We start from the raw sequence: 26,509 nt of genomic DNA on the forward strand, positions 1-26,509 counted from the left end.
CGGGTCGTTCGTCGATGGCCGGGCCCGGACGGGTGGTCCGGGCCCGGCCCGTCGGGGGTCAGCTCGCGCCGAGGTCCTTGAGCGCCCGGTCCGCCCCACGGTGCAGCCCCACCGGGTCGGTCTTGCGGGCATTGGCCAGGTCGATGCCCTTGGCGGCCGGGTTGGCCTGGGCCAGGGTGTCCTTCTTCTCGAAGACCGTCTTCGTGATCACGCAGGCCACGTCGGCGTCGAGGTTGTCGCGGACCAGCAGCACGTTGGGCACCACGATGGTGGGCACGTCGACGCCGGTCCGGTAGATGTCCTTGCCGATGGTGCCGGCCTGGTACGCCGGGTTCAGCTCGGCCATCTTCGGCAGCAGCGGGCTGATGTCGAGGAACTTCACCTTGTCGCCGGCGGTGGTGAACAGGTCGGTCACCCCGCCCGTGGGCACGCCGCCGGACCAGAAGAAGCCGTCGATGCTGCCGTCCTTCATTCCGTCGACGGTCTTGGTGAGGTCGAGCCGTTGCGCCTGGACGTCCTTGGCCGGGTCCAGCCCGGCGGCGGTGAGCAGCCGGTTGGCGATGACCTCGGTGCCGGACTTGGGCGACCCGGTGGAGATCTTCTTGCCCTTCATCCCGGCCACCGAGGTGATCCCGGAGTCGGCCCGGACGACCACCTGCGTGTAGTTGTCGTAGATCCGGGCCAGCGCCTTGACCGGCTGCGGTGAGCTGAAGCTGTCCTTGCCCTGCACCGCGTTGACCGCGGTGTCGAAGAGGGAGAACGCCACGTCGTACTGGCCGGCCACGAGCTGTTCCACGTTCTGCACCGAGGCGCCGGTCTCGGCGGCGGTGCCGGTGAGCTTGCCACCGGTGGCCGCCGAGAGCTGGCCGGCCAGCGCGTTGCCGACCACGTAGTAGACGCCCGTGGCGTTGCCGGTGGCGATGCCGACCCGGGTGTCCTTGGTGACCTTGCAGGTGATCTCCCGGGCGGCGTCGTCCTTCGCCGCGCCGTCCTGACGGCCCCCGCATCCGGCGGCGCCGGCCGCGACCAGGGCCAGCGCCCCGACGCCCGCGGCGATCCGCACGTCGATCCGTCTCACTCTTTCTCCTCCCGGTGGTCCACCAATTCAGCGACCGACGGGCCGCCGGCGCGACCGGCGGAGCCACGTCGGACGAGCACGCCCGCGACGGCCAGCGCGGCGAGCACCGCGCCGACCGCGACGGGCAGGGGTTCCAGCCAGAGCAGCACCAGCCCGGCGACCGCGCCGAGGATCCGCTCCGGCGTGCCGGCCGGGCCGACGCCGGGCAGCCAGCCGCCCGCCGCCACGGCCAGCACGGTGACGCCGAACGCCGAGACCACCGCGGCCACCGCGATCCGCCCGACGCCGCCGATGCCGAGCAGGCCGAGGCCGGTCGGCGTGATGACGAAGGCGATCGGGATGAGGTACGCGGGCAGCGCGTACCGCAGGGTCTGCCACATGGTCGGCACCAGCCGGCCGCCGGTGACCGCGGCGGCGGCGACCGCGGCGAGCGCGGTGGGTGGGGAGACCTCGGACAGCACCGCGAAGTAGAAGACGAACATGGCCGCGGCGGGCGCGGCGACGCCGAGGTGCAGCAGCGCCGGGCCGATGATCACCCAGCCGATCACGAAGGAGGCGGTGACCGGCACGGCCAGCCCGAGCAGGCTGAGCGCGACGGCGGCGAGCAGCGCCGTGAGGGCGAGCACCACGGCGGGCTCGGAGCTGACCGTCTGCGCCCCGCTGACCAGCAGCGCGGCGGCCTGCGGGCCGAGGCCGGTCTTCGTGGTGGTGGCGGTGATGATGCCGGCCGCGGCGCAGACCGCGCTCACCGCGAGCACCCCGCGTACGCCGCCGCTGAGCGCCTCGACGAGGCGGGCGGGGGTGAGCCGGTGCCGGCGGTCCAGGAAGGAGAGCGCGGCGGCCAGCACGGTGGCGATCACCACGGCCCGGGTCGCCGAGGCGCCCATCGCGAGCACCACGATGATCACGATGAGCGAGAGGAAGTGGTAGCCGAAGCGGAGCAGCAGCCGCCCGGCCGAGCCGGTGTCGATGACCACCGGGCGGACCCCGGAGCGCCGGGCGTCGATCTCGACGGAGAGCAGGATGCCCAGGTAGTAGAGGATCGTCGGCACGGTGGCCCAGCCGAGCACCTGCAGGTACGACACGCCCAGGTACTCGGCGATGATGAACGCCGCGGCGCCCAGCGTGGGCGGGGAGAGGATCGCGCCGACGCCCGCGGCTGCCAGCATGCCGCCGGCCCGCTCGGGCGGGTAGCCGGCGCGGCGCAGGATCGGCCAGGTCACCGCCCCGATGCTGACCGTGGTGGCGGCGCCCGAGCCGGAGACCGTGCCGAGCAGGAAGCCGGAGGCGACGGCCGTGCGCCCGGCGGCGGTGCGGGAGCGGCGGAACGCGGCGGCGGAGAGCTCGACGAAGAACCGCCCGGCCCCGGAGAGGTCCAGCACCGCGCCGTAGATGGTGAACAGCACGATGTACGAGGCGGCCACGTCCAGCGGGGTGCCGTAGAAGCCGCTGTCGGAGTTGTAGAACGCGTCGACGAGCTGCGCGAAGTCGAGCCCGGCGTGGGCCACCGGCCAGGACTGCGGCAGCAGCCCGCCGTAGTAGCCGTAGGCGAGGAACAGCAGGCAGACGGCCGGCAGGATCCAGCCCGTGGTGCGCCGGCACGCCTCCAGCAGCAGGAGCAGCAGCACGGTGCCCAGCACCACGTCCAGCGGCACGAGCAGGCCCTGCCGGTCGAGGAACGCGTCGTAGCCGCCGCCGCCCGCGCCGAGGGTCACCGGCAGCACGGGGTAGAGGCAGGCCAGCAGCGCCACGGCGGCGAGCAGCCAGTCGGCCGGGCTGGGGCCGCGCCGCTCGGCCGGCCCGTCGCCGGCCGGCCGGCGACGCAGCCGCACCCCGGAGGGGTACGCCAGGAACACCATCGGCAGCACGCCGGCGAGGAAAATGATGAGGTAGTACTTGCTGCCCTGCGGAAGCGGGAAGAACACCTGCCAGAGCGCGAGCAGCGCGACGGCGAGGGTGCCGCCGGTGAACAGCAGCGCGACCGGTCCGGTCAGCACCCGCCCCGGTTTCTCGTCCTCGAACCGGGCCGCCAGTTCCCGGGTGTCGTGGTGCGTTTCCGCCGGCCCGTCGTCGGCACACACCGGATCGGCGACCGCGCCGTCATCGGGTGCGAGCGGCACGGGAGCGGTGTCCACGTCGGACGCCGTGGAATCCGCCGCAGGGGGCCGGGGCGGCGGAAGATTCGCGTCGGAGGAGCGAACGGGCGGCACGATCGGGCACGATACGCGAATCGTCTACATCATGGGAACATTGCCCGGCGTGATTGCGTGGAGTGATCGGAATGAAGGGTTGCTCACTCACCGCACACCGATTCCGAGCGGCCTTCACAATTGTCGCCGGAAAGCCGCAACAATTTTCCGGCATTCAGCGGGACGGGCCAGCGATCCGTCCACTATGGCGAATTTGATCCGCTTCTGTGGCCGCCAGCCGGATGATCACCTTCCGTAGCGGGCGTCACCGCCCGTGTCGGTCCGCCCGCGCCCCCGCGTTAACCGGTCGAGCCTGTCGGACCCGGCGGTTAGGGTCGGTCGGTGACCAGCGCGCAACCACTCATCCAGGCGCGGGGGCTGGTGAAGCGGTTCGGTGACTTCACCGCCGTCGACGGCATCGACGTCGAGGTGCGCCCCGGGGAGGCCTTCGGCTTCCTCGGGCCCAACGGCGCCGGCAAGTCCTCCACCATGCGCATGATCGGCTGCATCTCGCCGCCCTCCGGCGGGGAGCTGCGCATCCTCGGCATGGACCCGGTCCGCGACGGCCCGGCGATCCGGGCCCGGCTGGGGGTCTGCCCGCAGCTCGACAGCCTCGATCCCGAGCTCACCGTCCGGGAGAACCTGACCACCTACGCGCGCTACTTCGGCATCCCGCGCCGCACGGCCCGCGAGCGGGCCGCCGAGCTGCTCGACTTCGTCCAGCTCACCGAGCGGGCCGAGAGCAAGGTGGAGCCGCTCTCGGGCGGCATGAAGCGGCGGTTGACCATCGCCCGCGCGCTGGTCAACAACCCCGAGATCGTCCTGCTCGACGAGCCCACCACCGGTCTCGACCCGCAGGCCCGACACCTGGTCTGGGAGCGGCTGTTCCGGCTCAAGCAGCAGGGCGTCACGCTGGTCCTCACCACCCACTACATGGACGAGGCCGAGCAGCTCTGCGACCGGCTGGTGGTGATGGACGGCGGCCGCATCGTCGCCGAGGGCTCGCCCCGGGCGCTGATCGCGCGGCACTCCACCCGCGAGGTGGTCGAGCTGCGCTTCGCGGCCGATTCGCAGGAGGCGTTCGCCGGCAAGCTCGGCGGGCTGGGGGAGCGCGTCGAGGTGCTGCCCGACCGCATCCTGCTCTACGTGCCCGACGGCGACGCGGCGCTGGCCGAGGTGACCGCGCGCGGCCTCGTCCCGGCCAGCGTCCTGGTCCGGCGCAGCAGCCTGGAGGACGTCTTCCTCCACCTCACCGGCCGCACCTTGATCGACTAGGGTGACGGGTCCCGGTCCGCCACCTCGGGCGGCCCGGTGGTTGACGGGGGTGTCCGACATGGTGGGTCTGCCGCGGCGTCAGGCCGGGCTCACGGCGCTCTACCTCGGCGTGTTCGCCGCGGTCTGGTTCAGCGTCCCGAAGGCCGATCCGCCCCTGCGGTCGTTGCTCGTGGTGGGCAGCGTCGTCGCGCTGGTCGCCGCGGCCGTCGGCGCCGCCCTCGTGGTGCGGGCCGGGCGGCGGCCGGCCGGCGAGCGCGACCGGTCCGCCGACCGCCGCTACGGGCTCATCGTCGTCGCCGAGTTCGCCGTCGCCCTGATCGGTGGCCTGCTCCTGGCCGCCGCGGGGCTCGGCGGCTACGTCCCGGTGCTGATCGGCGCCGTGGTCGGCGTCCACTTCGTGCCGCTGGCCCCGGTGCTGCGCGACCGGCTGCTCGTGCCGCTCGGGGTGGCCGTCACGCTGGTCGCGCTCGCGGGCCTGGTCGTCGGCCTCGTCTCGGCGGTCGCGGCCGGCCTGGTCGTCGGCACCGGCACGGGCGCCCTGCTCCTGGCCTACGCGGTGCTCGCCCTGGTCCGCGCGCGCGGCCTCCACCACCAGGCCACCGGAGCGGAAGCCGAGCGCCGGGTCGCCTGACCGGCCCGGCCGGAAGGCGGGTCGTTTGTCCGGCAGGGCCGCGGGTAACCGCGGGTCCAGCCGACCGGACGACTGGGCAGAGGCGGGGCGTGACCATGGCCGGAGACGAACAGTACGAGCGAGGTCTAGAAGCGCTGCGGCAGGCCGACGGCGGAGCCGGGCAGAAACTTCTGGAGGCCCTCGCCGACGTCTCACCCGAGCTCAGCCACCGCTCCGTGGCCTGGTCCTACGGCGACCTCTACGTCCGGCCCGAACTGGCGCGCCGCGACCGGGAGCTGATGTGCCTCGGCGTCCTCACCGCCCTCGGTGACGCCGGGTCCCAGCTCGAGGTGCACGTCAACGGCGCGCTCAACGCCGGCCTGACGCCCTCCGAGATAGTCGAGGCGCTGCTGCAGGCGGTGGTCTACTGCGGGGTGCCGCGCGCGGTCAACGCCACCCTCGTCGCCAAGAAGGTCTTCGCGGAGCGCAACCTGCTCCCCGTCCGCCCCACCCCGGCCGGCTGACCCGGCCGGGTTCGCGCCACCGGACACGCCGGGCCGTCACCGCGCCCGCGCCCAGTTGACGAAGCGGTCGGCCAGCCGCTGCGGCGTGTCCCGCCCGTGCGGATCGGTGAGGTCCGCCGTGGCCTCGCACAGGAGCGTGCCGAGGTGGACGAGCAGGGCGATCCGGTCCTCGCGATACTCCCCGAGCAGCGCCAGCCGGGCCGGCGAGCACGGCCACGGCGCCCCGCAGGCCCGGCAGCGCCAGGACGGCCGCGCCGCGACATGGGGGCGGTAGCGGGGCATCAGCGCACGCCCCCCGCGCCGCCGCGCGGCTTCGGACGCCGGAACCTGGGTCGCATGCGATGGGCCTCCGTCGTGGGATGGGGGTGCCCGCGCACCTCGCCGTGCGCGGGCACCCCCGGCCTGGTTCCGCCCGCCGTCCGGTGCCCGTGAGCGGTCCCGCTGCGTGACAGTCTGGTGAGCGGGCGACTACGGTGGGAGATCCCGCGCGCTGACGACCATTGCGTACGCCGGCCGGCCCGCAGCGGTACGAGGATGTACGGAGGCTGTCCGTGGACCGTTCGTCCATGCTGGACCACTTCGCCGAGGAGTTGCGTCTCGCCCGGGCCGGCAGCGGCATGTCGCAGAGCGCGCTGGCCGAGGCCCTGAGCTACTCGGGGGCGCTGGTGGCCAAGGTGGAGACCTGTGAGCGCCGGCCGGGCCTCGACTTCGCCCGCCGGTGCGACACGGTGTTCGGCACGGACGGGCGGTTCGAGCGGATCCAGCGGCGGATCAGCCGGGAAACCGTGGTGCCGTGGTTCCGCGACTGGGCCGGCATCGAGCTGGAGGCCACCGCGCTGCGCTGGTTCGAGCCGCTCTACGTGCCGGGCCTGCTGCAGACGGAGGGCTACGCCCGCGCCGTGCTGTCCGGGGCCGGGCTGTTCGCGTCCAACGAGATCGACCAGCAGGTGGCCGCGCGGCTGGACCGGCAGAGCGTGCTGACCCGCGACCGGCCGCCGCTGTTCACCGCCGTCGTCGACGAGTACGTGCTGCGCCGCCGGGTCGGCGGCCCGGAGGTGATGCGCGAGCAACTGGCGCACCTGGTCAAGCTCGGCCGCACGTTGACCCGGGTCCGAATCCAGGTCGTGCCGCTCTCCGCCGGGGCCTACGCTGGGCTCGACGGCCCCTTCGTGATCGCCACCTCGACCGGCCGGGAAGATGTTGTCTACCTGGAGGGCCAGCGTCACGGCCAGGTGGTGGACCGCTCCGAGTTCGTGCAGCAGATGGTCGAGGTGTGGGAGTCGGTCCGCGGTGAGGCACTGTCGCACCAGCAGTCCCTGGAGTTGATCTCGGAAGTGGCGGAGACATGGACCTGACCGGCGCCGAGTGGCGCAAGAGCACTCGCAGCAACGGCAGTGGCGGCGCCTGCGTGGAGGTGGCCGGGAACCTCCCCGGCGTGGTCGCCGTCCGCGATTCCAAGGACCCGGCCGGTCCTGTGCTGACGTTCGGCCCGGACGCGTGGCGCGCGTTCGTCACCCGGGTCGCCGGCCGGCCGTAGCGGCCCGATCCCCGGTCGCGCCCGCGGCGGCCCCGGCGGAAACCGTGGCGACACCGTCCGCCGCCCGTCGTAGGGTGACCGGCGGCCTTGTCGTACCCGAGCGGTAGGAAGGGTGACGTGGGCGGAGGACGGGGGTGGTCCAGGTGACCGTGGCGGAACGGTCCGGGCGGGCGCTGCCCCGGGTGCCGGCGCTGGCGGTGCTCTCCCACCACCTGGTCGGCTACCGGCGCACCTGGCGGGCCGGCGTCTTCTCGTCCTTCCTGCTGCCGGTGCTCACCGTGCTCGGCTTCGGCGTCGGGGTCGGCGCCTATGTCGACCAGGGCGTGGGCGGGGTGCCCTACCTCGACTGGCTGGTGCCCGGCCTGATCGCCTCCACCGCCTTCCAGGTCGCGGTCGGCGAGTCGACCTGGCCGGTGCTCAGCAACTTCCGCTGGATCCGCACCTACCACGCGCAGGTCGCGGCGCCGCTGCGCACCGGCGACATCCTGACCGGGCACCTCGCCTTCGTGCTGTTCCGGGTGCTCACCAGCACGGTGGCGTTCCTGCTGGTGACGGCGCTGTTCGGGGCGCTGCGCTCGCCCTGGGCGGTGACCGTCCCGCTGGTGAGCGTGCTGCTGGGCCTGGCGGTGGCCGCGCCGACCTTCGCGTACGCCGCCGTGGTGCCCGGCGACAGCTACCTGGCGTTGCTGTTCCGCTTCGCGATCATCCCGATGGCCCTCTTCGCCGGGGTGTTCTTCCCGGTCGAGTCGCTGCCGGTCGGGCTGCGCCAGTTCGCCTACGCGACCCCGCTCTGGCACGGGGTGGACCTGTGCCGGGCCGCCACGCTCGGCGTCGCTCCGCAGTGGTCGGTGACCGGCCACCTGCTCTACCTCGCGGTCTGGGCCGGCGCCGGCTGGTGGCTGGCGCGGCGCGTGTTCCAGCGTCAGCTCGTCGTCTAGGAAGGGTGTCGTGGTCGCTCTCGTCCTGCCCCGGCTGGTCAATCCGGCGGCGGCCCGCCGCTCGGCCTCGGTCGCCGAGCGCAACTTCACGGCCCTGCGCAGCGCCTACTGGCTGGTGCTGCTCTCCGGCTTCCTGGAGCCGGTGCTCTACCTCTTCTCGATCGGCGTCGGGGTGGGCGCGCTGGTCGGTGACCTGACCCTGACCGGCGGTCAGGTGGTCTCCTACGCGGCGTTCGTGGCCCCGGCCATGCTGGCCTCGTCGGCGATGAGCGGGGCGCTGTCGGAGACCACCTTCAACTTCTTCGGCAAGATGAAATACATGAAGCTGTACGACGGGGTCATCGCGACCCCGGTGCAGCCGTTCGAAATCGCCCTCGGTGAGCTGGGCTGGGCCATGGTCCGGGGCGGCCTCTACTCGGCCGCGTTCCTGGTCCTCATGGTGGGGATGGACCTGACCACGGCGGGCCGGGCGCTGGCCGCGTTCCCGGCCGCGGCGCTGGTCGGCTTCGCCTTCGGCGCGCTCGGCATGACCGTCTCCACGCTGATGCGCAGCTGGCAGGATTTCGACCTGATGGGATCGGCCCAGTTCACCCTGTTCCTCTTCTCCGGCACGTTCGTCCCGGCGGAGGCCTATCCGTCGGTGCTGCGCTGGGTCGTGGAGCTGACCCCGCTCTACCGGTCGGTGCACCTGATCCGGGGCATCTGCGTGGGCGGGTCCGGCTGGTCCTGGCTGGTCGACGTGGCCTACCTGGTGGCGCTGACCGTCGGGATGCTCGCGCTGGCCTCCCGGCGGATGAGCAGGTTGCTGTACAAGTGAGTGGTTAACCGGCCCTCCCGCCGGGGCATGTCGTGGTGACGCACCGACGACGAGGGAGGGGCCATGGCCGCCGAGGAGTCTTCCGCCCGGCACGGGCGCGACCGCACCGGGCCGGTCGGCCCGGACGAGGGGCCGGACAGCCCCACCGACCTGCCCGCGACGGGGTGGGTGGCGACGCTCAAGCGCACCGTGCGGGAGTTCCAGGACGACAGCCTGACCGACTGGGCGGCCGCGCTCACCTACTACGGGGTGCTGTCGATCTTCCCGGGCCTGCTCGTGCTGATCTCCCTGCTCGGCCTGCTCGGTGAGAAGGCCACCGAAGGGGTCAAGGACACCGTCAACCAGGCCGTGCCGGAGGAGAACATCCGGCAGATCGTGGAGAAGGCGATCGAACAGGCCGGCGCCTCCGGCGGGCTGGCCAGCATCGCGGCGATCATCGGTCTGCTGGCCGCGTTCTGGTCGGCGTCCGGATACATCGCCGCCTTCATGCGCGCCTCCAACAGCATCTACGACGTGCCGGAGGGGCGGCCGATCTGGAAGACCCTGCCGATCCGGCTCGGCGTGACCGCGGTGATCGGCGTGATGCTGCTGGCCAGCGCGGTGATCGTGGTCTTCACGGGCGGTCTCGCCGAGCAGGTGGGCGACGCCATCGGGTTGGGCTCGACGGCCGTCACGGTGTGGAACATCGTCAAGTGGCCGGTGCTGCTCGTGCTGGTCAGCCTGATGTTCGCGATCCTCTACTGGGCCTCGCCCAACGCCCGGCACGGCGGCTTCCGCTGGGTCAGCCCGGGCGGCATCCTGGCCGTGGTGATCTGGCTGGTCATCTCCGGCCTGTTCGCCCTCTACGTCAGCAACTTCGCCTCGTACAACAAGACCTACGGCGCGCTGGCCGGCGTGATCGTCTTCCTGGTCTGGCTCTGGCTCAGCAACATCGCCATCCTGCTCGGCGCGGAGTTCGACGCCGAGTTGGAGCGCAGCCGCGCCATCGAGGCCGGGCACCCGGCCGACGAGGAGCCGTACGTCGAGCTGCGCGACGACCGCAAGCTGAAGAAGAAGCGCAACGCCGCCACCCGGCGCTGAGCAGCGGGCGAGACCGGCCGCCCCCACCGCGCTCGACGCGGCGGGGGCGGCCGCTTTTCATGATCCACTCCCTGCTTTTGCTCAGATGGACAAAACTTTCGACCGGATGTGCCGAAGCTATGGACACGTGACCTGGAAGGCTCCTACTGTGTCGGACACGACACATCGCCGTTGCGTCGATGTGAACGACTCCGATGCGGAGGTGAGTCCCGGTGCGGACGGTCGACCCCCTGCACGTGCAGCTCCTGCGAACGCTCCGGGACGATGGCGCGGTCTCCCGCGCCGAGCTGGGTGACCGGCTCCAGATGCCCCGCCCGCGCCTGCTCGCCGAGCTGGAGCGGCTGGTCAACCTCGGCTACGTGGCCGAGGCCGGGCTGGCCGCGTCCCGGGGCGGCCGCCGGTCCACCCTGGTCGAGCTGAGCCCGCACCTGCGCTTCGCCGCGGTCGACCTGGGCGCCAGCTCGATCGACGTCGAGGTGGTGAACGGCCGGCTGGAGCCGGTGGCCGCCTACGCCGAGCCCGCCGACATCCGCTCCGGCCCGAAGGTGACCCTCCAGCGGGTCAACGAGCTGCTGCACAAGGCCAGAGTGGACGGCGCGTACGAGCGGCTCGACGCGGTCGGCATCGGCGTGCCGGGTCCGGTGAGCTTCCGGGACGGCGTGCCCGTCTCGCCGCCGATCATGCCGGGCTGGGACCGCTTCCCCGTGCGTGAGCTGCTCACCCGCGAGCACGGCTGCCCGGCGGTGGTCGACAACGACGTCAACATCATGGCCATCGGCGAGCGGCACGGCGGCGTCGCCCACTCGGTGGACGACTTCCTGTTCATCAAGATCGGCACCGGCGTCGGCTGCGGCATCTATCTCAACGGCGAGGTCTACCGGGGCACCGACGGGTGCGCCGGCGACATCGGCCACATCCAGGTCGACCCGAACGGTCCGATGTGCTCCTGCGGCAACCTCGGCTGCCTGGAGGCGGTGTTCAGCGGGGCCGCGCTGGCCCGGGCGGCCACCACCGCGGCCCGCACCGAGGTGTCGCCCGCGCTCGTCGAGCGGCTCGCCGCCCGGGGCGCCGTGACCGCGCTGGACGTCGCGCAGGGGGCGGTCGAGGGGGACGTCACCTGCATCCAGCTCATCCGCGACGGGGGCCGGCGGGTCGGCAGCGTGCTGGCCGGCCTGGTCAGCTTCACCAACCCGTCGATGATCGTGATCGGTGGCGGGCTCGCCCAGCTCGGCCACATCCTGCTCGCCGAGATCCGCAGCGTGGTCTACCGCCGCTCGCTGCCGCTGGCCACCGGCAACCTGCCGGTCGTCCTCTCCGAGCTGGGTCCCCGCGCCGGCGTCGCCGGCGCCGCGGTGCTCGCCAGCGACCTCGCCTTCGGCGAAGCCGCATGAACGACAGCGAGGAGCCCGAGGTGACGAACGAACCGCTGGTCGAGGCGCCCGCCGACACCGTCGCGGGTGAGGTGGTCCTGCGCCTCACCGACGTGGTCAAGACCTTCCCGGGCGTACGCGCGCTGGACGGCGTGCAGCTGGAGGTGCGGGCCGGCGAGGTGCACTGCCTGCTCGGGCAGAACGGCGCCGGCAAGTCCACCCTCATCAAGGTGCTTGCCGGGGTGCACCGGCCGGACTCCGGCGAGGTGGTGTGGCGCGGCGAGCCGGCGGCCTTCGCCAACCCGCAGGCCGCCATGCGGGCCGGGATCGCCACCATTTACCAGGAACTCGACCTGGTCGAGGAGCTGTCGGTGGCGGAGAACGCCTTCCTCGGCCACGAGCCGCGCCGGCTCGGCTTCGTCCGGCGCGGGCACATGGCCCGGCGGACCCGGCAGATCCTGGCCCGGCTCGGCCACCCGGAGATCCCGCCCGGCCGGCTGGTCCGCCACCTGCCGGCCGCCGGCAAGCAGGTCGTCAGCATGGCCCGGGCGCTCTCCCACGAGGCCCGACTGATCATCATGGACGAACCGAGCGCGGTGCTCGCCCACGACGAGGTGGGCAACCTGTTCCGCATCATCCGGGAGCTCACCGCGCAGGGCATCGCCGTCATCTACATCTCCCACCGGCTGGAGGAGATCCGCGAGATCGGCGACCGGGTCACCGTACTCAAGGACGGCCGGACCACCGCGGCGAACCTGCCGGCCCGCGAGACGCCGACCCGCGACCTGGTCGCCCGGATGACCGGCCGGACCATCGAGTACGTCTTCCCGGACCGTCCCGCCGACGACCCCGCCGGCGCGGAGCTGCTGCGGGTGGAGGGGCTGACCCGGCAGGGCGAGTTCGCCGACGTCTCGCTCGACGTGCGGGCCGGGGAGATCGTCGGCATCGCCGGGCTGGTCGGCTCGGGCCGCTCGGAGCTGCTGGAGACGATCTACGGGGCCCGCCGCGCGGAGGCCGGCACGGTCCGGATGGGCGGCCGGACGCTGCGCCCGGGCAGCGTCGGCGCGGCGGTGAAGGCCGGCATGGGCATGGCCCCCGAGGAGCGCAAGAGCCAGGCGCTGCTGCTCGGCGAACCGATCTACCGCAACGTCACGCTGGCCACCTTCGGCCGGTACGCGCGCCTCGGCTTCACCGACGCCGGGCGGGAACGGGCCGCCGCGGACCGGATCGCCGCCTCGCTGGAGCTGCGGCCCCGGGACGTGCGCCGGCCGGTGCGCACCCTGTCCGGCGGCAACCAGCAGAAGGTGGTGGTCGGCCGGTGGCTGCTCGGGGACACCCGGCTGCTGCTGCTCGACGAGCCGACCCGGGGCGTGGACGTCGGCGCCCGGGCCGAGCTCTACCAGGTGATCCGGGAACTCGCCGCGCGGGGCGTCGGGGTGCTGCTGGTCTCCAGCGAGGTGCCCGAGGTGCTCGGCCTGGCCGACCGGGTGCTGGTGATGCGGGAGGGCCGGGTGGTCCGCGAGGCCCCGGCCGGCGAACTCGACGAGAACACCGTGCTCGACCTCGTCATGGCGGGGTCCCTCATGGAAGGCGCGCCAGCATGAGCGACACGACACCCACGGCGGCGCCGGAGCGGGCAGCCGGGCTGCCGGCCCAGTCGCCGCCGGTCGACCCGGCCGAGACCGCGAAGGCCGAAGCCCGGCCGGGGCTCTCCTGGTGGAGCGGCGACCGCGGGGAGGGCGCCAAGCGCAACCTCGGCCTGCTGGCGACCCTGGTGGTGCTGGTGGTCATCGGCATCCTGACCCGGCCCGACCTCTACGGCGACGCGAACTGGGTGTGGGGCAACACGCTCACCATCCTCAAGCTCGCCTCGGTGGTGGGCGTGGTCACCGTCGGGATGACCTTCGTGATCATCGGGGGCGGCATCGACCTCTCGGTCGGCGCGATCGTCGCGCTCGCCGGGGTCTGGTGCACCACGCTCGCCACCCAGAGCTACGGCGCCGGCGGCATGATCTTCACCGCGCTCACCGTCGGGCTGGCCGTCGGCGTGGTGAACGGGCTGCTCGTCTCGTACGGGCGGCTGGTGCCGTTCATCGCCACGCTGGCCATGATGGTCGCCGCGCGCGGCCTGGCCGCCGAGATCTCCGACAAGCAGACCCAGGTCTCCAACGACAGCTTCATCAACGGCATCGCCACCGCGAAGCTGCTCGGCATCCCGCTGCTGGTCTACATCCTCGCCGCGGTGGTCGCGGCCGGCTGGGTGCTGCTCAACCGGACCACCTTCGGCCGCCGCACGGTGGCCGTGGGCGGTAACCCGGAGGCGGCCCGGCTCGCCGGCATCGACGTCCGCCGGCACACCGTGCTGCTCTACGCGCTCTCCGGCCTCTGCTGCGGCATCGCCGCGATCATGCTGACCGCGCAGGCCACCTCCGCGCAGGCGGCGATGGCCAACCTCTACGAGCTGGACGCGATCGCCGCCGCGATCATCGGCGGCACGCTGCTCAGCGGCGGGCGGGGCACCATCATCGGCTCCCTGCTCGGGGTGATCATCTTCTCGACGATCACCAACCTCTTCGCCATCAACGGCCTCTCCACCGAGGCCCAGAACATGGTCAAGGGCGGCATCATCGTCGCCGCCGTCCTGGTCCAGCAGGTGCAGTTCCGCAGCCTCACCCAGTTCCTCGCCCGCAACCGGGTCACCACCACCTGATCCCATCGCGACCGCCCGGCCGCCGTCATCCGACGGTGGTCCGGCCCACCGCACCCGAAAACTCCCACCACCTCATTTCAGGAGGCCGTCATGACAAGCCAGGGCAGCGACCTGTCGCGCCGCCGGATGCTCTTCGGCGGAGCCGCGCTCTCCGCCGGAGTGCTTCTCGCCGGCTGCACCAGCAACGAGCAGGCCCCGACCGCCGCGCAGACCAAGGCCGCGGCGGCCGGCGCCAACAGCGAGCCCGGCAAGAAGGTGACCATCGGCTTCTCCGCCCCGGCCGCCGACCACGGCTGGATCGCCGCCATCACCAACAACGCCAAGGCACAGGCCGGCGCGTACTCGGACGTGGAGCTGAAGAGCGTGGAGGCCGGCGCGGACGCGGCGGCCCAGCGCGCGGCGCTGTCCACCCTGATCTCCCAGAAGCCCGACGTGATCGTGCTGCTGCCGCACGACGGCAAGGAGCTCAACGCGTTCGGCCTGGAGGCCATGAAGGCCGGCATCCCGGTGGTCAACCTCGACCGGGCCTTCCCGGACGCCAAGGCGTACCGGCTGCAGATCAAGGGCGACAACTACGGCATGGGGGTGGCCGCCGCCACCTACATCGCCGAGCAGCTCAAGGCCAAGGGCGTCAGCAACCCGGTCATCGGTGAGATCCCCGGCATCGACTCGCTGGAGCTGACCCAGGAACGCTCCAAGGGCTTCGTCGACACCCTGAACTCGTTCGGCCTCAAGGTGGCCAACCGCCGCCCGGCCGAGTTCACCGCCGACTCCGGCCAGCAGGCCGCAACCGGCCTCTTCCAGGCGCTGCCGAAGATCGACGCGATCTGGAACCACGACGACGACCAGGGCATCGGCGTCCTCGCCGCGGTCAACCAGGCCAACCGCAAGGAGTTCTTCATGGTCGGCGGCGCCGGCTCGAAGAAGGCCATGGAGGACATCGCGGCCGACAACACGGTGCTGAAGGCCACCGTCACCTACAGCCCGTCGATGGCCTCCTCGGCCATCACCCTGGCCCGCCTGATCGGCCAGGGCAAGGGCATGTCCGACCTGGTCGAACTCCAGGTACCGAAGGAGATCGTGCTCGCCTCCGAGACGATCACCAAGGAGAACGCGAGCAGCTACCTGAAGCTCGGGTTCTGACACACGGGGGGAGACCCACCTTGTCCATTCACGACAACGTCCTGCGCGTCGGCATGGTCGGCTACGCGTTCATGGGCGCCGCGCACTCCCAGGCGTGGCGCACGGTGAACCGCGTGTACGACCTACCGGCGCGGGTGCGGATGGCGCTGGTCTGCGGCCGGGACGAGCCGAAGGTGGCCGAGGCCGCCGGCCGGCTCGGCTGGGACGGGCACACCACGGACTGGCGGCGGCTCGTCGAATCCGACGAGATCGACGTCGTCGACATCTGCACACCGGGGGACAGCCACTGCGAGATCGCCCTCGCCGCGCTGGCCGCGGGCAAGCACGTGCTGTGCGAGAAGCCGCTGGCCAACACCGTCGAGGAGGCCCGGGAGATGGCGGCCGCCGCCGCCCGGGCCCAAGCCGCCGGGGTACGCGCCATGTGCGGCTTCAACTACCGCCGCGTGCCCGCGGTCGCCCTGATGCGGCAGCTCGTCGCCGACGGGCGGCTCGGCGAGATCCGGCACGTCCGGGCGGTCTACCTCCAGGACTGGATCGTGGACCCGCAGTTCCCGCTGGTCTGGCGGTTGCAGAAGGACAGGGCGGGCTCCGGCGCGCTCGGCGACATCGGCGCGCACATCATCGACCTGACCCAGTACGTGACCGGGCAGCTCATCACCGGGGTCAGCGCGATCACCGAGACGTTCGTCAAGGAGCGGCCGCTGCCGGCCGGGTCGAGCGGCCTAGCCGCGCAGGCCGACGGCAACGGCCGGGCGACCGGCCCGGTCACCGTGGACGATGCCGCCGTCTTCGTGGCCCGGCTCCACGGCGGCGCGCTCGCCACCTACGAGGCGACCCGGTTCGCCACCGGCCGCAAGAACGCCCTGCGTGTCGAGATCAACGGCTCGCTGGGCAGCGTGGTGTTCGACCTGGAACGCCTCAACGAGCTGGAGTTCCTCGACGCCACCCGGCCGGCCGCCGAGCAGGGCTTCAGCCGGATCCTGGTGACCGAGCCGGAGCACCCGTACCTGTCGGCGTGGTGGCCGCCCGGCCACATCATCGGCTACGAGCACTCCTTCACCCACCAGATGCGCGACTTCGTCGAGGCGGTCGCCACCGGCGTGGACCCCACGCCGTCGTTCGCCGACGCGTTGCAGGTCCAGCTCGTGCTCGACGCGGTGGCCCGCTCCGCCGAGCGGGCCGCGTGGACGGAGGTGGAGCCCGCGCTGGCCGACGTGGCCGCCTGACCGATCCACGGCGGCGCTCCACGCGCCGACCCGAAGGGCTTTCCGGTGCCGACCGGCGAGGGCCCGCCGCGGTTGCGCCCCGCGGCGGGGACGAGGCCGGCCCCGGAGAGCGTGCCGCCGCGCCGAACCCGCGGCCGGCACGAATCAGCACGGCCGTCCGGTGCGGCCGGACCGGGATTCCCCGGCCGCACCGGCCGACCGGCCCGAGAACGGGGAGGCGGACACCCGGCCACGCGGCTCGGAGGGGAGACGGCATGACACCCGACCGACTGCGCACCGCACTGCGGGGCGTACCCGATCCGCGGTGGCTGGACGCGGCCCTGCGCCGCGTCGCGACCGATCCCGCGGCGATCCCGCGGCTGTTCGCCACCGCGGCCCGCGCGTGCGGCCGGGGGCCGCTGCCCGGCCGGCCCGGCTGGACCGTCGACGAGGCGGCCCGGGCGCTGCTGCTCACCGCGCTTCCCACCGGCCACGCCGCGGCGGCCGAGGCGCTCTACCGGCACGGCGACGCCGCCGAGAAGCGGGCCGTGTTGCGGGCCCTGCCCCTGCTGCCCATCGGGGCGGAGTGCGTGCCGCTGCTGCACGACGCGATCCGCACCGACGACACCCGGCTGGTGGCCGCCGCGTTGGGCCCGTACGCCCGGCACCTGGAGCAGCCGGCGTGGCGCCAGGCGGTGCTCAAGTGCGTCTTCACCGGCGTTCCGCTGGCCGTCGTCGACGACCTGGCCGGCCGCGCCGACGGCGAGTTGGCCGTGATGCTGGCCGGGCTCGCCGAGGAGCGGCACGCGGCCGGCCGGAGCATGCCCGCCGACGCGGCCGACCTGCTCGACCGGCTCGGCGCCCGCTCCCCGTCGACCACCGCGCCGGAGGCGTGATGCGCATCTTCGACCCGCACATCCACATGACGTCCCGGACCACGGACGACTACGAGCGGATGGCCGCGGCCGGGGTGCGGGCCGTGGTGGAGCCGGCCTCCTGGCTGGGGCAGCCGCGGACCAGTGTGGACACCTTCGTGGACTACTTCGACTCGCTGATCGGGTGGGAGCCGTTCCGGGCGGGCCGGTTCGGCGTCCGGCACCACGCCACCGTGGCGCTGAACCCGAAGGAGGCCAACGACACCCGCTGCCGCCCGGTGCTCGATCTGCTCCCGCGCTACCTGGACAAGGACGGCGTGGTGGCGGTCGGCGAGATCGGCTACGACTCGATGACCCTGGCCGAGGACGCCGCCTTCGCCGGCCAGCTCGCCCTGGCCGTGGCGCACGACCTGCCCGCCCTCGTGCACACCCCGCACCGGGACAAGGCGCGCGGGGTCGCGCGCACGCTGGCCGTGGTCGCCGAGTCCGGCATCGACCCCGGGCGGGTGCTGGTCGACCATCTCAACGAGGTCACCGTGGAGCTGGTGCGGGACACCGGCTGCTGGCTCGGCTTCTCGATCTATCCGGAGACGAAGATGTCGCCGCCGCGGATGGTCGAGCTGCTGCGGGCGTACGGGACCGAGCGGATGCTGGTCAACTCGGCCGCCGACTGGGGGCGCTCGGACCCGCTGCTCACCCGGGACACCGGGGAGGCCATGCTGCTCGCCGGGTTCACCGAGGACGACGTGGACCGGGTGCTGTGGCGCAACCCGGTCGAGTTCTACGGTCAGTCCGGCCGGCTGGATCTCGCCGACCTGGGCGGGCCCCGAGGCTGAGCGGCTGTCCGGTGGACTCCACGGGACAGGCACGCGCGGTATTGTCAGCCATGGATACCGACCGGCTCGGGATCTGCCTGGATCGGGCGCCCCGGGAGGGCGCTGTGACCGTGACCGTCGCACCGACCGACGCGGCCCTGCTGCGGGGCCGTTTCGACGCCGCGCTCGCCGCGTTCCTGCACGAGCGCCGGCCGGGCCGGCCGGACGACGACGGCACGGCGGCCGTCCACGCCGTGCTCCGCCGGTTCGTCCTGGCCGGCGGCAAGCGGCTGCGACCCCTGTTCTGCTACTGGGGCTGGCGGGGCTTCGGCGGCACCGACGGGAGCCCGATCGTGGTGGCCGCGGCGGCGCTGGAGCTGTTCCACGCCTTCGCGCTGATCCACGACGACATCCTGGACCGCAGCGACCGCCGGCGCGGCCGGCCCACCGTGCACCGGGTCTTCGCCGAGTGGCACGCCCGGTCCGGCTGGCAGGGCGACCCGGAGGCGTACGGCCGGCAGGCGGCCCTGCTCTGCGGGGACCTCTGCGCCGCCTGGTCCGGCCAGATGTTCCACGGCTGCGGGCTGGACACCGAGCGGCTGCGCCGGGGCCACGCCGTGTTCGCCCGGATGCGGGCCGAGGTGATCGCGGGGGAGTACCTCGACGTGGTGGCCGCGGCCGGCGACGGCTCGGTGGAGAGCGCCCTCGCGGTGGTGCGGCTCAAGACGGCCCGCTATACGGTCACCCGGCCGGTGCAGCTCGGTGCCGCCCTGGCCGGTGCGGATCCGGACGTGGTGGCCGCGCTGGCCGGATTCGGCGACCCGTTGGGGGACGCCTTCCAGCTCCGCGACGACCTGCTCGGCGTCTTCGGCGACCCGGCGGTGACCGGGAAGTCCAACCTGGACGACCTGCGGGAGGGCAAGCCGACGGTGCTCATGGCGTTGGCCCGGGCGGCCGCGGGGCCGGCGGGGGTGGCGCGGTTGCGGGCGCTGGTCGGCGATCCGGCCCTGGACCCGGCGGGGGCGGCCGAGGTGCGCGCGATCGTGGAGGCGTCCGGGGCGCGGGCGACGGTGGAGCGGATGATCCGGTCCCGCGCGGACGCGGCCCTGGCCGCGCTGGACGGGTTGCCGCTGGCGGAGCCGGCCCGGACGGCGCTGGCCGAGCTGGCGGCCCGGGCCGTCGACCGGCGTCGCTGACCCCACTTTTGTCGCTCATTGACGAAAGTCGTTCCGGAACCAGCGGAAGCTATGGACAGGCAGATCGAAAGGTCTTAATGTCGTCCGCAAGCACAGAGCTGTTTCGTCGAGGGTGAACCGCCCGCACCCGGCACCCTCGTCGAGGTGACCGGCCGGCCGCAACCACCGGCGGTCACGGCCTGCCGGGCCGCACCCGGCGGGCCCGGCGCAGCATCCCCGCACGGCATCCGGCGCGACGCGCGCCCGATCCAGGCTGCGCGCGTCAGGAAGGGACAGCAGAAGCATGTCCAGCCCCCACCACACCCCCACCCGACGATGGCTCCCCGCCGGATCGGCGCTGCTGCTCGCGGCGGCCGCCGGCGCGGTCAGCCTGGCCGCGACCCCCGTCCCGGCGTCCGCGCACCCCATCCCGGCCAGCGACTTCCAGCAGGTCGAACTCGCCCGCGGCGTCGCCGAGACCGGCGAACCCATGTCCCTCGCGGTGCTGCCCGACCGGTCGGTCCTGCACACCGCCCGCAACGGCACGCTCCGGCGCACCGACGCCGCCGGCACCACCACCGTGATCGGCACCCTGCCCGTCTACAACCACGACGAGGAGGGGCTCCAGGGCGTCGGGGTCGACCCCGGCTTCGCGAGCAACCGGCAGATCTACCTCTACTACGCGCCCCCGCTGTCCACCCCGGCCGGCGACGCCCCCGCCACCGGCGGCGACTTCTCCGCGTGGCGGGGCGTCAACCGGCTCTCCCGGTTCAACCTCAACGCCGACTTCACGCTCAACCAGACGAGCCGGGTCGACGTGCTCGACGTGCCGGCCGACCGGGGCATGTGCTGCCACGTCGGCGGCGACATCGACTTCGACGCCGCCGGCAACCTCTACCTCTCCACCGGCGACGACACCAACCCGTTCGACTCCGGCGGCTACGCCCCGCTGGACGAGCGGACCGAGCGCAACCCCGCGTACGACGCGCAGCGCAGCGCCGGCAACACCAACGACCTGCGCGGCAAGATCCTGCGGATCAAGGTGAACGCCGACGGGTCGTACGCCATCCCGGCCGGCAACCTCTTCCCGCCCGGCACCGCCCGGACACGGCCCGAGATCTACGCGATGGGCTTCCGCAACCCGTTCCGGATGAGCGTCGACCGGGCCACCGGGACCGTCTACGTCGGCGACTACGGCCCGGACGCCGGCACCAGCTCGGCCCGCGGCCCGTCCGGGCAGGTCGAGTTCGACCGGGTCACCGGGCCGGGCAACTACGGCTGGCCGTACTGCACCGGCACCAACACGGCGGCCGAGACGTACGCCGAGTGGGACTTCGCCACCGGCACCGCGGGCGCGAAGTTCAACTGCGCGGGCGGCCCGACCAACAACTCGTTCCGCAACACCGGCCAGAGCACCCTGCCGGCCGCGAAGCCGGCCTGGATCCGGTACGCGGGCGACGCCGGCAGCCCGCCCGAGTTCGGCGGCGGCTCCGAGTCGCCGATGGCCGGCCCGGTCTACCGCTACGACGCCGCCAACCCCTCCACCACGAAGTTCCCGCAGTCCTTCGACGGGCAGTTCTTCGCCACCGAGTTCGGCCGCGGCTGGATCAAGCCGATCCACCTCAACGCCGACGGCTCACCCGGCACCATCGACGCCTTCCCGTGGACCGGCAAGCAGGTGATGGACTCCGCGTTCGGGCCGGACGGCGCCTACTACGTGCTCGACTACGGCACCGGCTACTTCAACGGCGACGCCAACTCGGCGCTGTACCGCTTCGACTACCTCGGCGGCGGCAACCGCGCCCCGGTGGCCCGGGCCGCCGCCGACCGGACCTCCGGCGTGGCTCCGCTGGCCGTCGCCTTCTCCTCGGCCGGATCGTCCGACCCGGAGGGCGGGGCGCTCACGTACGCGTGGGCGTTCGGCGACGGCGGCACCTCCACGGCGGCCAACCCGTCGCACACCTACACGGCCAACGGCCGCTACACCGCCACGCTGACCGTCCGCGACCCGCAGGGCGCCACCGGCACGGCCAGCGTGGTCGTCACCGTCGGCAACACCGCGCCGACCGTCACCGTGAACAGCCCCGGCAACGGGCAGCTCTTCTCCTTCGGCGACACCGTGCCGTTCCGGATCACCGTCACCGACCCGGAGGACGGCACGATCGACTGCACGAAGGTCAAGATGACCTACGTGCTCGGCCACGACCAGCACGGCCACCAGATCACCTCGGCCACCGGCTGCACCGGGTCGATCAGCATCCCCGTCGACGGCGAGCACGACGACGCGGCGAACATCTTCGCGATCTTCGACGCCGAGTACACCGACTCGGGCGGCCTCACCACGCACACCCAGCACACCCTCCAGCCCCGGCACCGGCAGGCCGAGCACTTCAAGACCTCGGCCGGCATCAACACCTTCGACAAGGCGACCGCCGAGGGCGGCCGCACCGTCGGCGACATCCACAACGGGGACTGGATCGCGTTCGAGCCCTACCAGCTCGGCAACGTCACCGGGTTCAGTGCCCGGGTCTCCTCCGCCGGGGTGGGCGGCACCCTCCAGGTCCGGGCCGGCTCGGCGACCGGCACCGTCCTCGGCTCGGCCACCGTTCCGGTGACCGGGGCGTGGGACACGTTCACCACGGTGACCGGCACGGTCGCCAACCCGCCCGCCGGGACCACCACGCTCTACCTCACCTTCGCGGGCGGCGCCGGCGCGCTCTACGACCTCGACTCGTTCACGCTCACCACGTCCGGCGCGCGCACCGGGCCGGTCCGTGGACTGGCCGGCAAGTGCCTGGACGTGCGCAACGCCGCGACCGCCGACGGCACCCAGATCCAGCTCTACACCTGCAACGGCACCACGGCGCAGAGCTGGACGGTGACCCCCAACTCGACGGTCAGGGCGCTCGGCAAGTGCCTGGACGTCTCGGGCGGCGCGACCGCCGACGGCACGAAGATCCAGCTCTGGACGTGCAACGGCACCGGCGCGCAGAACTGGTCGGCGCAGGCCGACGGCACGCTGCGCAACCCGCAGTCCGGCAAGTGCCTGGACGTCTCCGGCAACAACTCCGCCGACAGCACCCCCGTACACCTCTGGACCTGCACCGGCGCGGCGAACCAGAAGTGGATCCTGCCCTGATCCGACGGTGCGGGGCCGGTCCGCCGGCTCCGCACCCCGTCCGGCCCTGGAGAGCGACATGAGACTCCTCCGCACCGTCCTCGGCGCGGCCACCGCCGTCCTCGCCACCCTCGCCTGCACCACCCCGGCCACCCCGGCGGCCGCCGCCGACGCGCCGTACGACGTGCTGGTCTTCTCCAAGACCGCCGGTTTCCGGCACGACGCCATCCCGGCCGGCATCCAGGCCGTCCGGGACCTCGGCGCGGCCAACAACTTCACCGTCACCGCCACCGAGGACGCCGCCCAGTTCACCACCGCCAACCTCGCCCGGTACGAGGCGGTGGTCTTCCTCAACACCACCGGCGACGTGCTCGACCCCACCCAGCAGGCCGCCTTCGAGGCGTACGTCGGCGCGGGCGGGGGCTACGTGGGCGTGCACGCCGCCGCGGACACCGAGTACGACTGGCCGTTCTACGGCAACCTGGTCGGCGCCTGGTTCGCCTCCCACCCGGCGATCCAGCCGGCCACCGTGCGGGTGGAGGACCGGGCGCACGCGGCCACCGCCCACCTGCCGCAGGCCTGGAACCGCACCGACGAGTGGTACAACTACCGCACCAACGCCCGGTCCACCGCGCACGTGCTGGCCACCCTCGACGAGTCGTCGTACTCGGGCGGCTCGATGGGCGGCGACCACCCGCACGCCTGGTGCAAGACGTACGCGGGCGGCCGGTCCTTCTACACCGGCGGCGGCCACACCCAGGCGTCCTACGCCGACCCGGCGTTCCGGGCTCACCTGCTGGGCGGCATCCGGTACGCGGCCGGCCGCGCCAAGGCCGACTGCCGCCCGGAGACCGGCTACGCGCCGCTCTACGCCGGCGCCACCACCGGCTGGTCCCAGGCCGGTCCGGGCAGCTTCACCAACGCCGACGCCACCCTCACCTCGGTCGGCGGGATGGGCCTCTACTGGTACAGCGCCCGGCAGTTCACCAGCTACTCGCTCAAGCTGGACTGGCGGCTGGCCGGCGACGACAACTCCGGCGTCTTCATCGGCTTCCCGCCGTCGAGCGACCCCTGGTCGGCCGTGGACAACGGCTACGAGATCCAGATCGACCCGACCGACAGCCCCGACCGGACCACCGGCGCGGTCTACACCTTCAAGTCCGCCGACCTCCCCGCGCGGGACGCGGCGCTCAACCCGGCGGGGGAGTGGAACACCTACGAGCTGCTGGTCGAGGGGGAGCGGCTCCAGGTCCTCCTCAACGGCGTGAAGATCAACGACTTCACCAACACCGACCCGGCCCGCTCGCTCGCCGGCCACATCGGCATCCAGAACCACGGCACCGGTGACGACGTCTCGTTCCGCAACATCCGGATCAAGGAGCTGGGCGGCAACCCGCCGACCGGCAGCACCACCGTGCAGGCCGAGGCGTTCAGCTCGGCCAGCGGGGTCACCCCGTTCACCAAGGCCGGCGCCAACGGCGGGCAGACCCTGGGGTACGTCGACCCGGGCGACTGGGCCGCGTACCAGGGGCTGGACCTGACCGGGGTGACCGCGCTGCGGGCCCGGGTGGTCTCCGGCGGGCCGGGCGGCACCCTCCAGCTCCGCACCGGCTCCCCGACGGGCACCGTGCTCGGCCAGGTGGCGGTGCCCAACACCGGCGGCTGGACCACCTTCGCCGACGTCAGCACCGCGCTGGCCGGCGTGCCGGCCGGCAGCCAGACCGTCTGGCTGACCTTCGCCGGCACCGGCACCGGCCTGTACGACGTCGACGACTTCACCCTGGTCCGGGGCGGCGGGGGCGGCGGCGGCACGGGTCCGGTCCGGGGCCTGGCCGGCAAGTGCCTGGACGTGCGGGGCGGCGCGACCGCCGACGGCACCCAGATCCAGCTCTACACCTGCAACGGCAGCACCGCGCAGACCTGGACGGTGACCCCGAACTCGACGGTCCGGGCACTGGGCAAGTGCCTGGACGTCTCGGGCGGCGGGTCGGCGGACGGCACGAAGATCCAGCTCTGGACGTGCAACGGCACCGGCGCGCAGAACTGGTCGGCCCAGGCCGACGGCACGCTGCGCAACCCGCAGTCCGGCAAGTGCCTGGACGTCTCCGGCAACAACTCCGCCGACAGCACCCCCGTACACCTCTGGACCTGCACCGGCGCGGCGAACCAGAAGTGGACCCTGCCCTGACCGGCCGACCGGCGGCGGACCGGGCGACCTGCGGGATCCGCCCGGCCCGCCGCCGGGGTGCTGCCGTACCTTGACCGTGTGGGACGCCTGGAGCGGTGGCGTCGGGTCGCCCGGGCGGGCCCGAACGTCGGTGACGTGCTGCGGGCCGCCCTGTTCCGGGTGCGGGGCCGCGCCGAGCCGCCGGCACCGTCCACCGGACCCGCGCCCAGCCTCACCCGGCTGGACGCGCTCATCGACGAATTCGCCGCCGGCCAGCTGGTGCGCTGGCGGGTGGGCGGCCAGCCCCGCCCGCTGCCCGCCGCGGTCGACGCGGCCGCGTACCGGATCATCCAGGAGGCGCTGACCGACGCGCGCCGGCACGCGCCGGGGTCGGCCGTCGCGGTCCGGCTGCGCTACGACCCGGCCGGCCTCACCGTCGAGGTACGCGGCGACGGGCCGGCCATCCCGGCGGCCGGCCTGCGGGCGCGGGCCCAGTCGGTCGGCGGGGCCGTCCACGCCGGTCCGTGCCCCGAGGGCGGCTGGCTGGTCCGCGCCGAGCTGCCCGCCCCCGAGGACGAGGCCGACCCGGCCTGACGGTTCCGGGCCTTCCGCGCCGGCCCCGACCGACCTAGAGTGAGGGCGGCGACCGCGAGGTGGCCGGTGACTCGGTGGGAGGCGCAACCCGTCGGGCCCAGACGCGACCGCGTCCACCGGTGCCCGTCGAGGTCGCCCGCACCCCGGTCGCCCTCGCCCCGGTCCGCTACGGAATCCCCCCATCACGACAGGGGAGAAGGACAATGGCGCGACCCATCACGCTCTTCACCGGCCAGTGGGCCGATCTTCCGTTCGACGAGGTCTGCCGGCTGGCCGCCGAGTGGGGGTACGACGGTCTGGAGATCGCCTGCTGGGGCGACCACTTCGAGGTCGACAAGGCGCTCGCCGACGAGTCGTACGTGGACCGCAAGCGGGCCACCCTCGCCAAGCACAACCTCCAGGTCTTCGCCATCTCCAACCACCTCGTCGGGCAGGCGGTCTGCGACCACCCGATCGACGAGCGGCACCAGGACATCCTCCCCGCCCGGATCTGGGGCGACGGCGAGCCGGAGGGCGTACGCCGCCGCGCCGCCGAGGAGATGAAGGACACCGCCCGGGCGGCGGCGAAGCTCGGGGTGAAGACCGTGGTCGGCTTCACCGGCTCGTCCATCTGGCACACCCTGGCCATGTTCCCGCCGGTCCCGCCCGCCATGATCGAGCGCGGCTACCAGGACTTCGCCGACCGGTGGAACCCGATCCTGGACGTGTTCGACGAGGTGGGCGTGCGCTTCGCCCACGAGGTGCACCCCAGCGAGATCGCCTACGACTACTGGACCACCAAGCGGGCCCTGGACGCGATCGGCCACCGGCCCGCGTTCGGGCTGAACTGGGACCCGTCGCACTTCGTCTGGCAGGAGCTGGACCCGGTCAACTTCATCTTCGACTTCGCCGACCGGATCTACCACGTCGACTGCAAGGACGCGAAGGTGCGCACCGGGGACGGCCGGCGCGGCCGGCTCTCGTCCCACCTGCCCTGGGCGGACCTGCGGCGGGGCTGGGACTTCGTCTCCACCGGCCACGGTGACGTGCCGTGGGAGGACTGCTTCCGCGCGTTGAACGCGATCGGCTACACCGGCCCGATCTCGATCGAGTGGGAGGACGCCGGCATGGACCGCCTGGTCGGCGCGCCCGAGGCGCTCCAGTTCGTCCGCCGGCTCGCCTTCGACGCCCCGTCCGCCGCCTTCGACGCGGCCTTCAGCAGCAGCCGCGACTAGGTGTGCTGTCCAGGCAGGTTGGTCGAGGTTGTGTGACGACCTGATCTAGATCCTGGACGGGTGAAGGCCTCCGGT

Annotated in this window: 23 protein-coding genes; 20 read left to right on the plus strand and 3 right to left on the minus strand. The window is 73.1% G+C overall.

Annotation, left to right across the window (positions count from 1 at the left end):
- Nucleotides 1-58 precede the first annotated feature (58 nt).
- Nucleotides 59-1,078: a TAXI family TRAP transporter solute-binding subunit gene (locus tag RMN56_RS18795; RefSeq protein WP_313718757.1), complete on the minus strand. Its 1,020-nt coding sequence runs from the start codon at nucleotides 1,076-1,078 to the stop codon at nucleotides 59-61.
- Nucleotides 1,075-3,213 carry a TRAP transporter permease gene (locus RMN56_RS18800; RefSeq protein WP_313718758.1) on the minus strand — a complete coding sequence of 713 codons (2,139 nt, stop codon included), beginning with the start codon at nucleotides 3,211-3,213 and terminating at the stop codon, nucleotides 1,075-1,077. The genes RMN56_RS18795 and RMN56_RS18800 overlap by 4 nt, the downstream gene beginning before the upstream one ends.
- A 396-nt stretch (nucleotides 3,214-3,609) precedes the next feature.
- Between RMN56_RS18800 and RMN56_RS18805 the strand changes: the two genes are divergently transcribed.
- The 3 genes from RMN56_RS18805 to RMN56_RS18815 all read left to right on the plus strand — a co-directional run bounded on the left by RMN56_RS18805 (nucleotide 3,610) and on the right by RMN56_RS18815 (nucleotide 5,676).
- Nucleotides 3,610-4,542 carry an ABC transporter ATP-binding protein gene (locus RMN56_RS18805; RefSeq protein ID WP_313718760.1) on the plus strand — a complete coding sequence of 311 codons (933 nt, stop codon included), beginning with the start codon at nucleotides 3,610-3,612 and terminating at the stop codon, nucleotides 4,540-4,542.
- Nucleotides 4,543-4,600: 58 nt separating this feature from the next.
- Nucleotides 4,601-5,173: a hypothetical protein gene (locus RMN56_RS18810; RefSeq protein WP_313718761.1), complete on the plus strand. Its 573-nt coding sequence runs from the start codon at nucleotides 4,601-4,603 to the stop codon at nucleotides 5,171-5,173.
- Nucleotides 5,174-5,268: 95 nt separating this feature from the next.
- The gene (locus RMN56_RS18815; protein ID WP_313718762.1) at nucleotides 5,269-5,676 is read left to right on the plus strand and encodes a carboxymuconolactone decarboxylase family protein; all 408 of its coding nucleotides are present in this window, start codon (nucleotides 5,269-5,271) and stop codon (nucleotides 5,674-5,676) included.
- A 36-nt stretch (nucleotides 5,677-5,712) separates the two neighbouring features.
- Here the strand turns inward: RMN56_RS18815 and RMN56_RS18820 are convergent, their stop codons facing one another.
- Nucleotides 5,713-5,958 (minus strand): flavin reductase, encoded by a 246-nt coding sequence (locus tag RMN56_RS18820; protein ID WP_313718764.1) that lies wholly within the window; start codon nucleotides 5,956-5,958, stop codon nucleotides 5,713-5,715.
- 269 nt (nucleotides 5,959-6,227) lie between these two features.
- On the opposite strand from RMN56_RS18820, the gene RMN56_RS18825 reads away from it, so the two are divergent.
- The 17 genes from RMN56_RS18825 to RMN56_RS18905 all read left to right on the plus strand — a co-directional run bounded on the left by RMN56_RS18825 (nucleotide 6,228) and on the right by RMN56_RS18905 (nucleotide 26,434).
- Nucleotides 6,228-7,031, plus strand: coding sequence for a helix-turn-helix domain-containing protein (locus tag RMN56_RS18825; protein ID WP_313718765.1), 804 nt, complete (start codon nucleotides 6,228-6,230; stop codon nucleotides 7,029-7,031).
- Complete coding sequence (locus RMN56_RS18830; protein WP_313718766.1) at nucleotides 7,022-7,213, plus strand: DUF397 domain-containing protein; 192 nt, start codon at nucleotides 7,022-7,024, stop codon at nucleotides 7,211-7,213. The genes RMN56_RS18825 and RMN56_RS18830 overlap by 10 nt, the downstream gene beginning before the upstream one ends.
- 143 nt (nucleotides 7,214-7,356) lie before the next feature.
- Nucleotides 7,357-8,151 carry an ABC transporter permease gene (locus RMN56_RS18835; protein ID WP_313718767.1) on the plus strand — a complete coding sequence of 265 codons (795 nt, stop codon included), beginning with the start codon at nucleotides 7,357-7,359 and terminating at the stop codon, nucleotides 8,149-8,151.
- A 10-nt stretch (nucleotides 8,152-8,161) separates the two neighbouring features.
- Nucleotides 8,162-8,968, plus strand: a complete 807-nt coding sequence (locus RMN56_RS18840) for an ABC transporter permease (RefSeq protein ID WP_313718768.1) — start codon at nucleotides 8,162-8,164, stop codon at nucleotides 8,966-8,968.
- A 63-nt stretch (nucleotides 8,969-9,031) separates the two neighbouring features.
- Complete coding sequence (locus tag RMN56_RS18845; protein ID WP_313718769.1) at nucleotides 9,032-10,048, plus strand: YihY/virulence factor BrkB family protein; 1,017 nt, start codon at nucleotides 9,032-9,034, stop codon at nucleotides 10,046-10,048.
- A 212-nt stretch (nucleotides 10,049-10,260) separates the two neighbouring features.
- Nucleotides 10,261-11,439, plus strand: a complete 1,179-nt coding sequence (locus RMN56_RS18850; RefSeq protein WP_313718770.1) for an ROK family transcriptional regulator — start codon at nucleotides 10,261-10,263, stop codon at nucleotides 11,437-11,439.
- Between the two features lie 20 nt (nucleotides 11,440-11,459).
- Nucleotides 11,460-13,022, plus strand: coding sequence for a sugar ABC transporter ATP-binding protein (locus RMN56_RS18855; protein ID WP_313718771.1), 1,563 nt, complete (start codon nucleotides 11,460-11,462; stop codon nucleotides 13,020-13,022).
- On the plus strand, nucleotides 13,019-14,128 hold the full coding sequence (locus tag RMN56_RS18860; RefSeq protein WP_313718772.1) for an ABC transporter permease: 1,110 nt from the start codon (nucleotides 13,019-13,021) through the stop codon (nucleotides 14,126-14,128). The genes RMN56_RS18855 and RMN56_RS18860 overlap by 4 nt, the downstream gene beginning before the upstream one ends.
- A gap of 90 nt (nucleotides 14,129-14,218) precedes the next feature.
- Complete coding sequence (locus RMN56_RS18865; protein WP_313718773.1) at nucleotides 14,219-15,271, plus strand: substrate-binding domain-containing protein; 1,053 nt, start codon at nucleotides 14,219-14,221, stop codon at nucleotides 15,269-15,271.
- Between the two features lie 20 nt (nucleotides 15,272-15,291).
- Nucleotides 15,292-16,497 (plus strand): Gfo/Idh/MocA family protein, encoded by a 1,206-nt coding sequence (locus RMN56_RS18870; protein WP_313718774.1) that lies wholly within the window; start codon nucleotides 15,292-15,294, stop codon nucleotides 16,495-16,497.
- A gap of 254 nt (nucleotides 16,498-16,751) precedes the next feature.
- Nucleotides 16,752-17,372 (plus strand): EboA domain-containing protein, encoded by a 621-nt coding sequence (locus RMN56_RS18875; RefSeq protein WP_313718775.1) that lies wholly within the window; start codon nucleotides 16,752-16,754, stop codon nucleotides 17,370-17,372.
- Entirely contained in the window at nucleotides 17,372-18,187 is an 816-nt protein-coding gene (locus RMN56_RS18880; protein WP_313718776.1) for a TatD family hydrolase, read from the plus strand. The genes RMN56_RS18875 and RMN56_RS18880 overlap by 1 nt, the downstream gene beginning before the upstream one ends.
- Nucleotides 18,188-18,291: 104 nt before the next feature.
- Nucleotides 18,292-19,362 carry a polyprenyl synthetase family protein gene (locus tag RMN56_RS18885; protein ID WP_313718777.1) on the plus strand — a complete coding sequence of 357 codons (1,071 nt, stop codon included), beginning with the start codon at nucleotides 18,292-18,294 and terminating at the stop codon, nucleotides 19,360-19,362.
- A gap of 283 nt (nucleotides 19,363-19,645) precedes the next feature.
- The gene (locus RMN56_RS18890; RefSeq protein WP_313718778.1) at nucleotides 19,646-22,480 is read left to right on the plus strand and encodes an RICIN domain-containing protein; all 2,835 of its coding nucleotides are present in this window, start codon (nucleotides 19,646-19,648) and stop codon (nucleotides 22,478-22,480) included.
- Between the two features lie 58 nt (nucleotides 22,481-22,538).
- A complete protein-coding gene (locus RMN56_RS18895; protein WP_313718779.1) occupies nucleotides 22,539-24,647 on the plus strand; it encodes a lectin in 2,109 nt (702 codons plus the stop codon).
- A 78-nt stretch (nucleotides 24,648-24,725) separates the two neighbouring features.
- Nucleotides 24,726-25,220 carry a sensor histidine kinase gene (locus RMN56_RS18900; protein WP_313718780.1) on the plus strand — a complete coding sequence of 165 codons (495 nt, stop codon included), beginning with the start codon at nucleotides 24,726-24,728 and terminating at the stop codon, nucleotides 25,218-25,220.
- A 203-nt stretch (nucleotides 25,221-25,423) separates the two neighbouring features.
- On the plus strand, nucleotides 25,424-26,434 hold the full coding sequence (locus tag RMN56_RS18905) for a sugar phosphate isomerase/epimerase family protein (protein WP_313718781.1): 1,011 nt from the start codon (nucleotides 25,424-25,426) through the stop codon (nucleotides 26,432-26,434).
- The last annotated feature ends 75 nt before the right edge of the window (nucleotides 26,435-26,509 follow it).

The organism is Micromonospora halotolerans (genome assembly GCF_032108445.1).
Lineage (GTDB): Bacteria > Actinomycetota > Actinomycetes > Mycobacteriales > Micromonosporaceae > Micromonospora > Micromonospora halotolerans.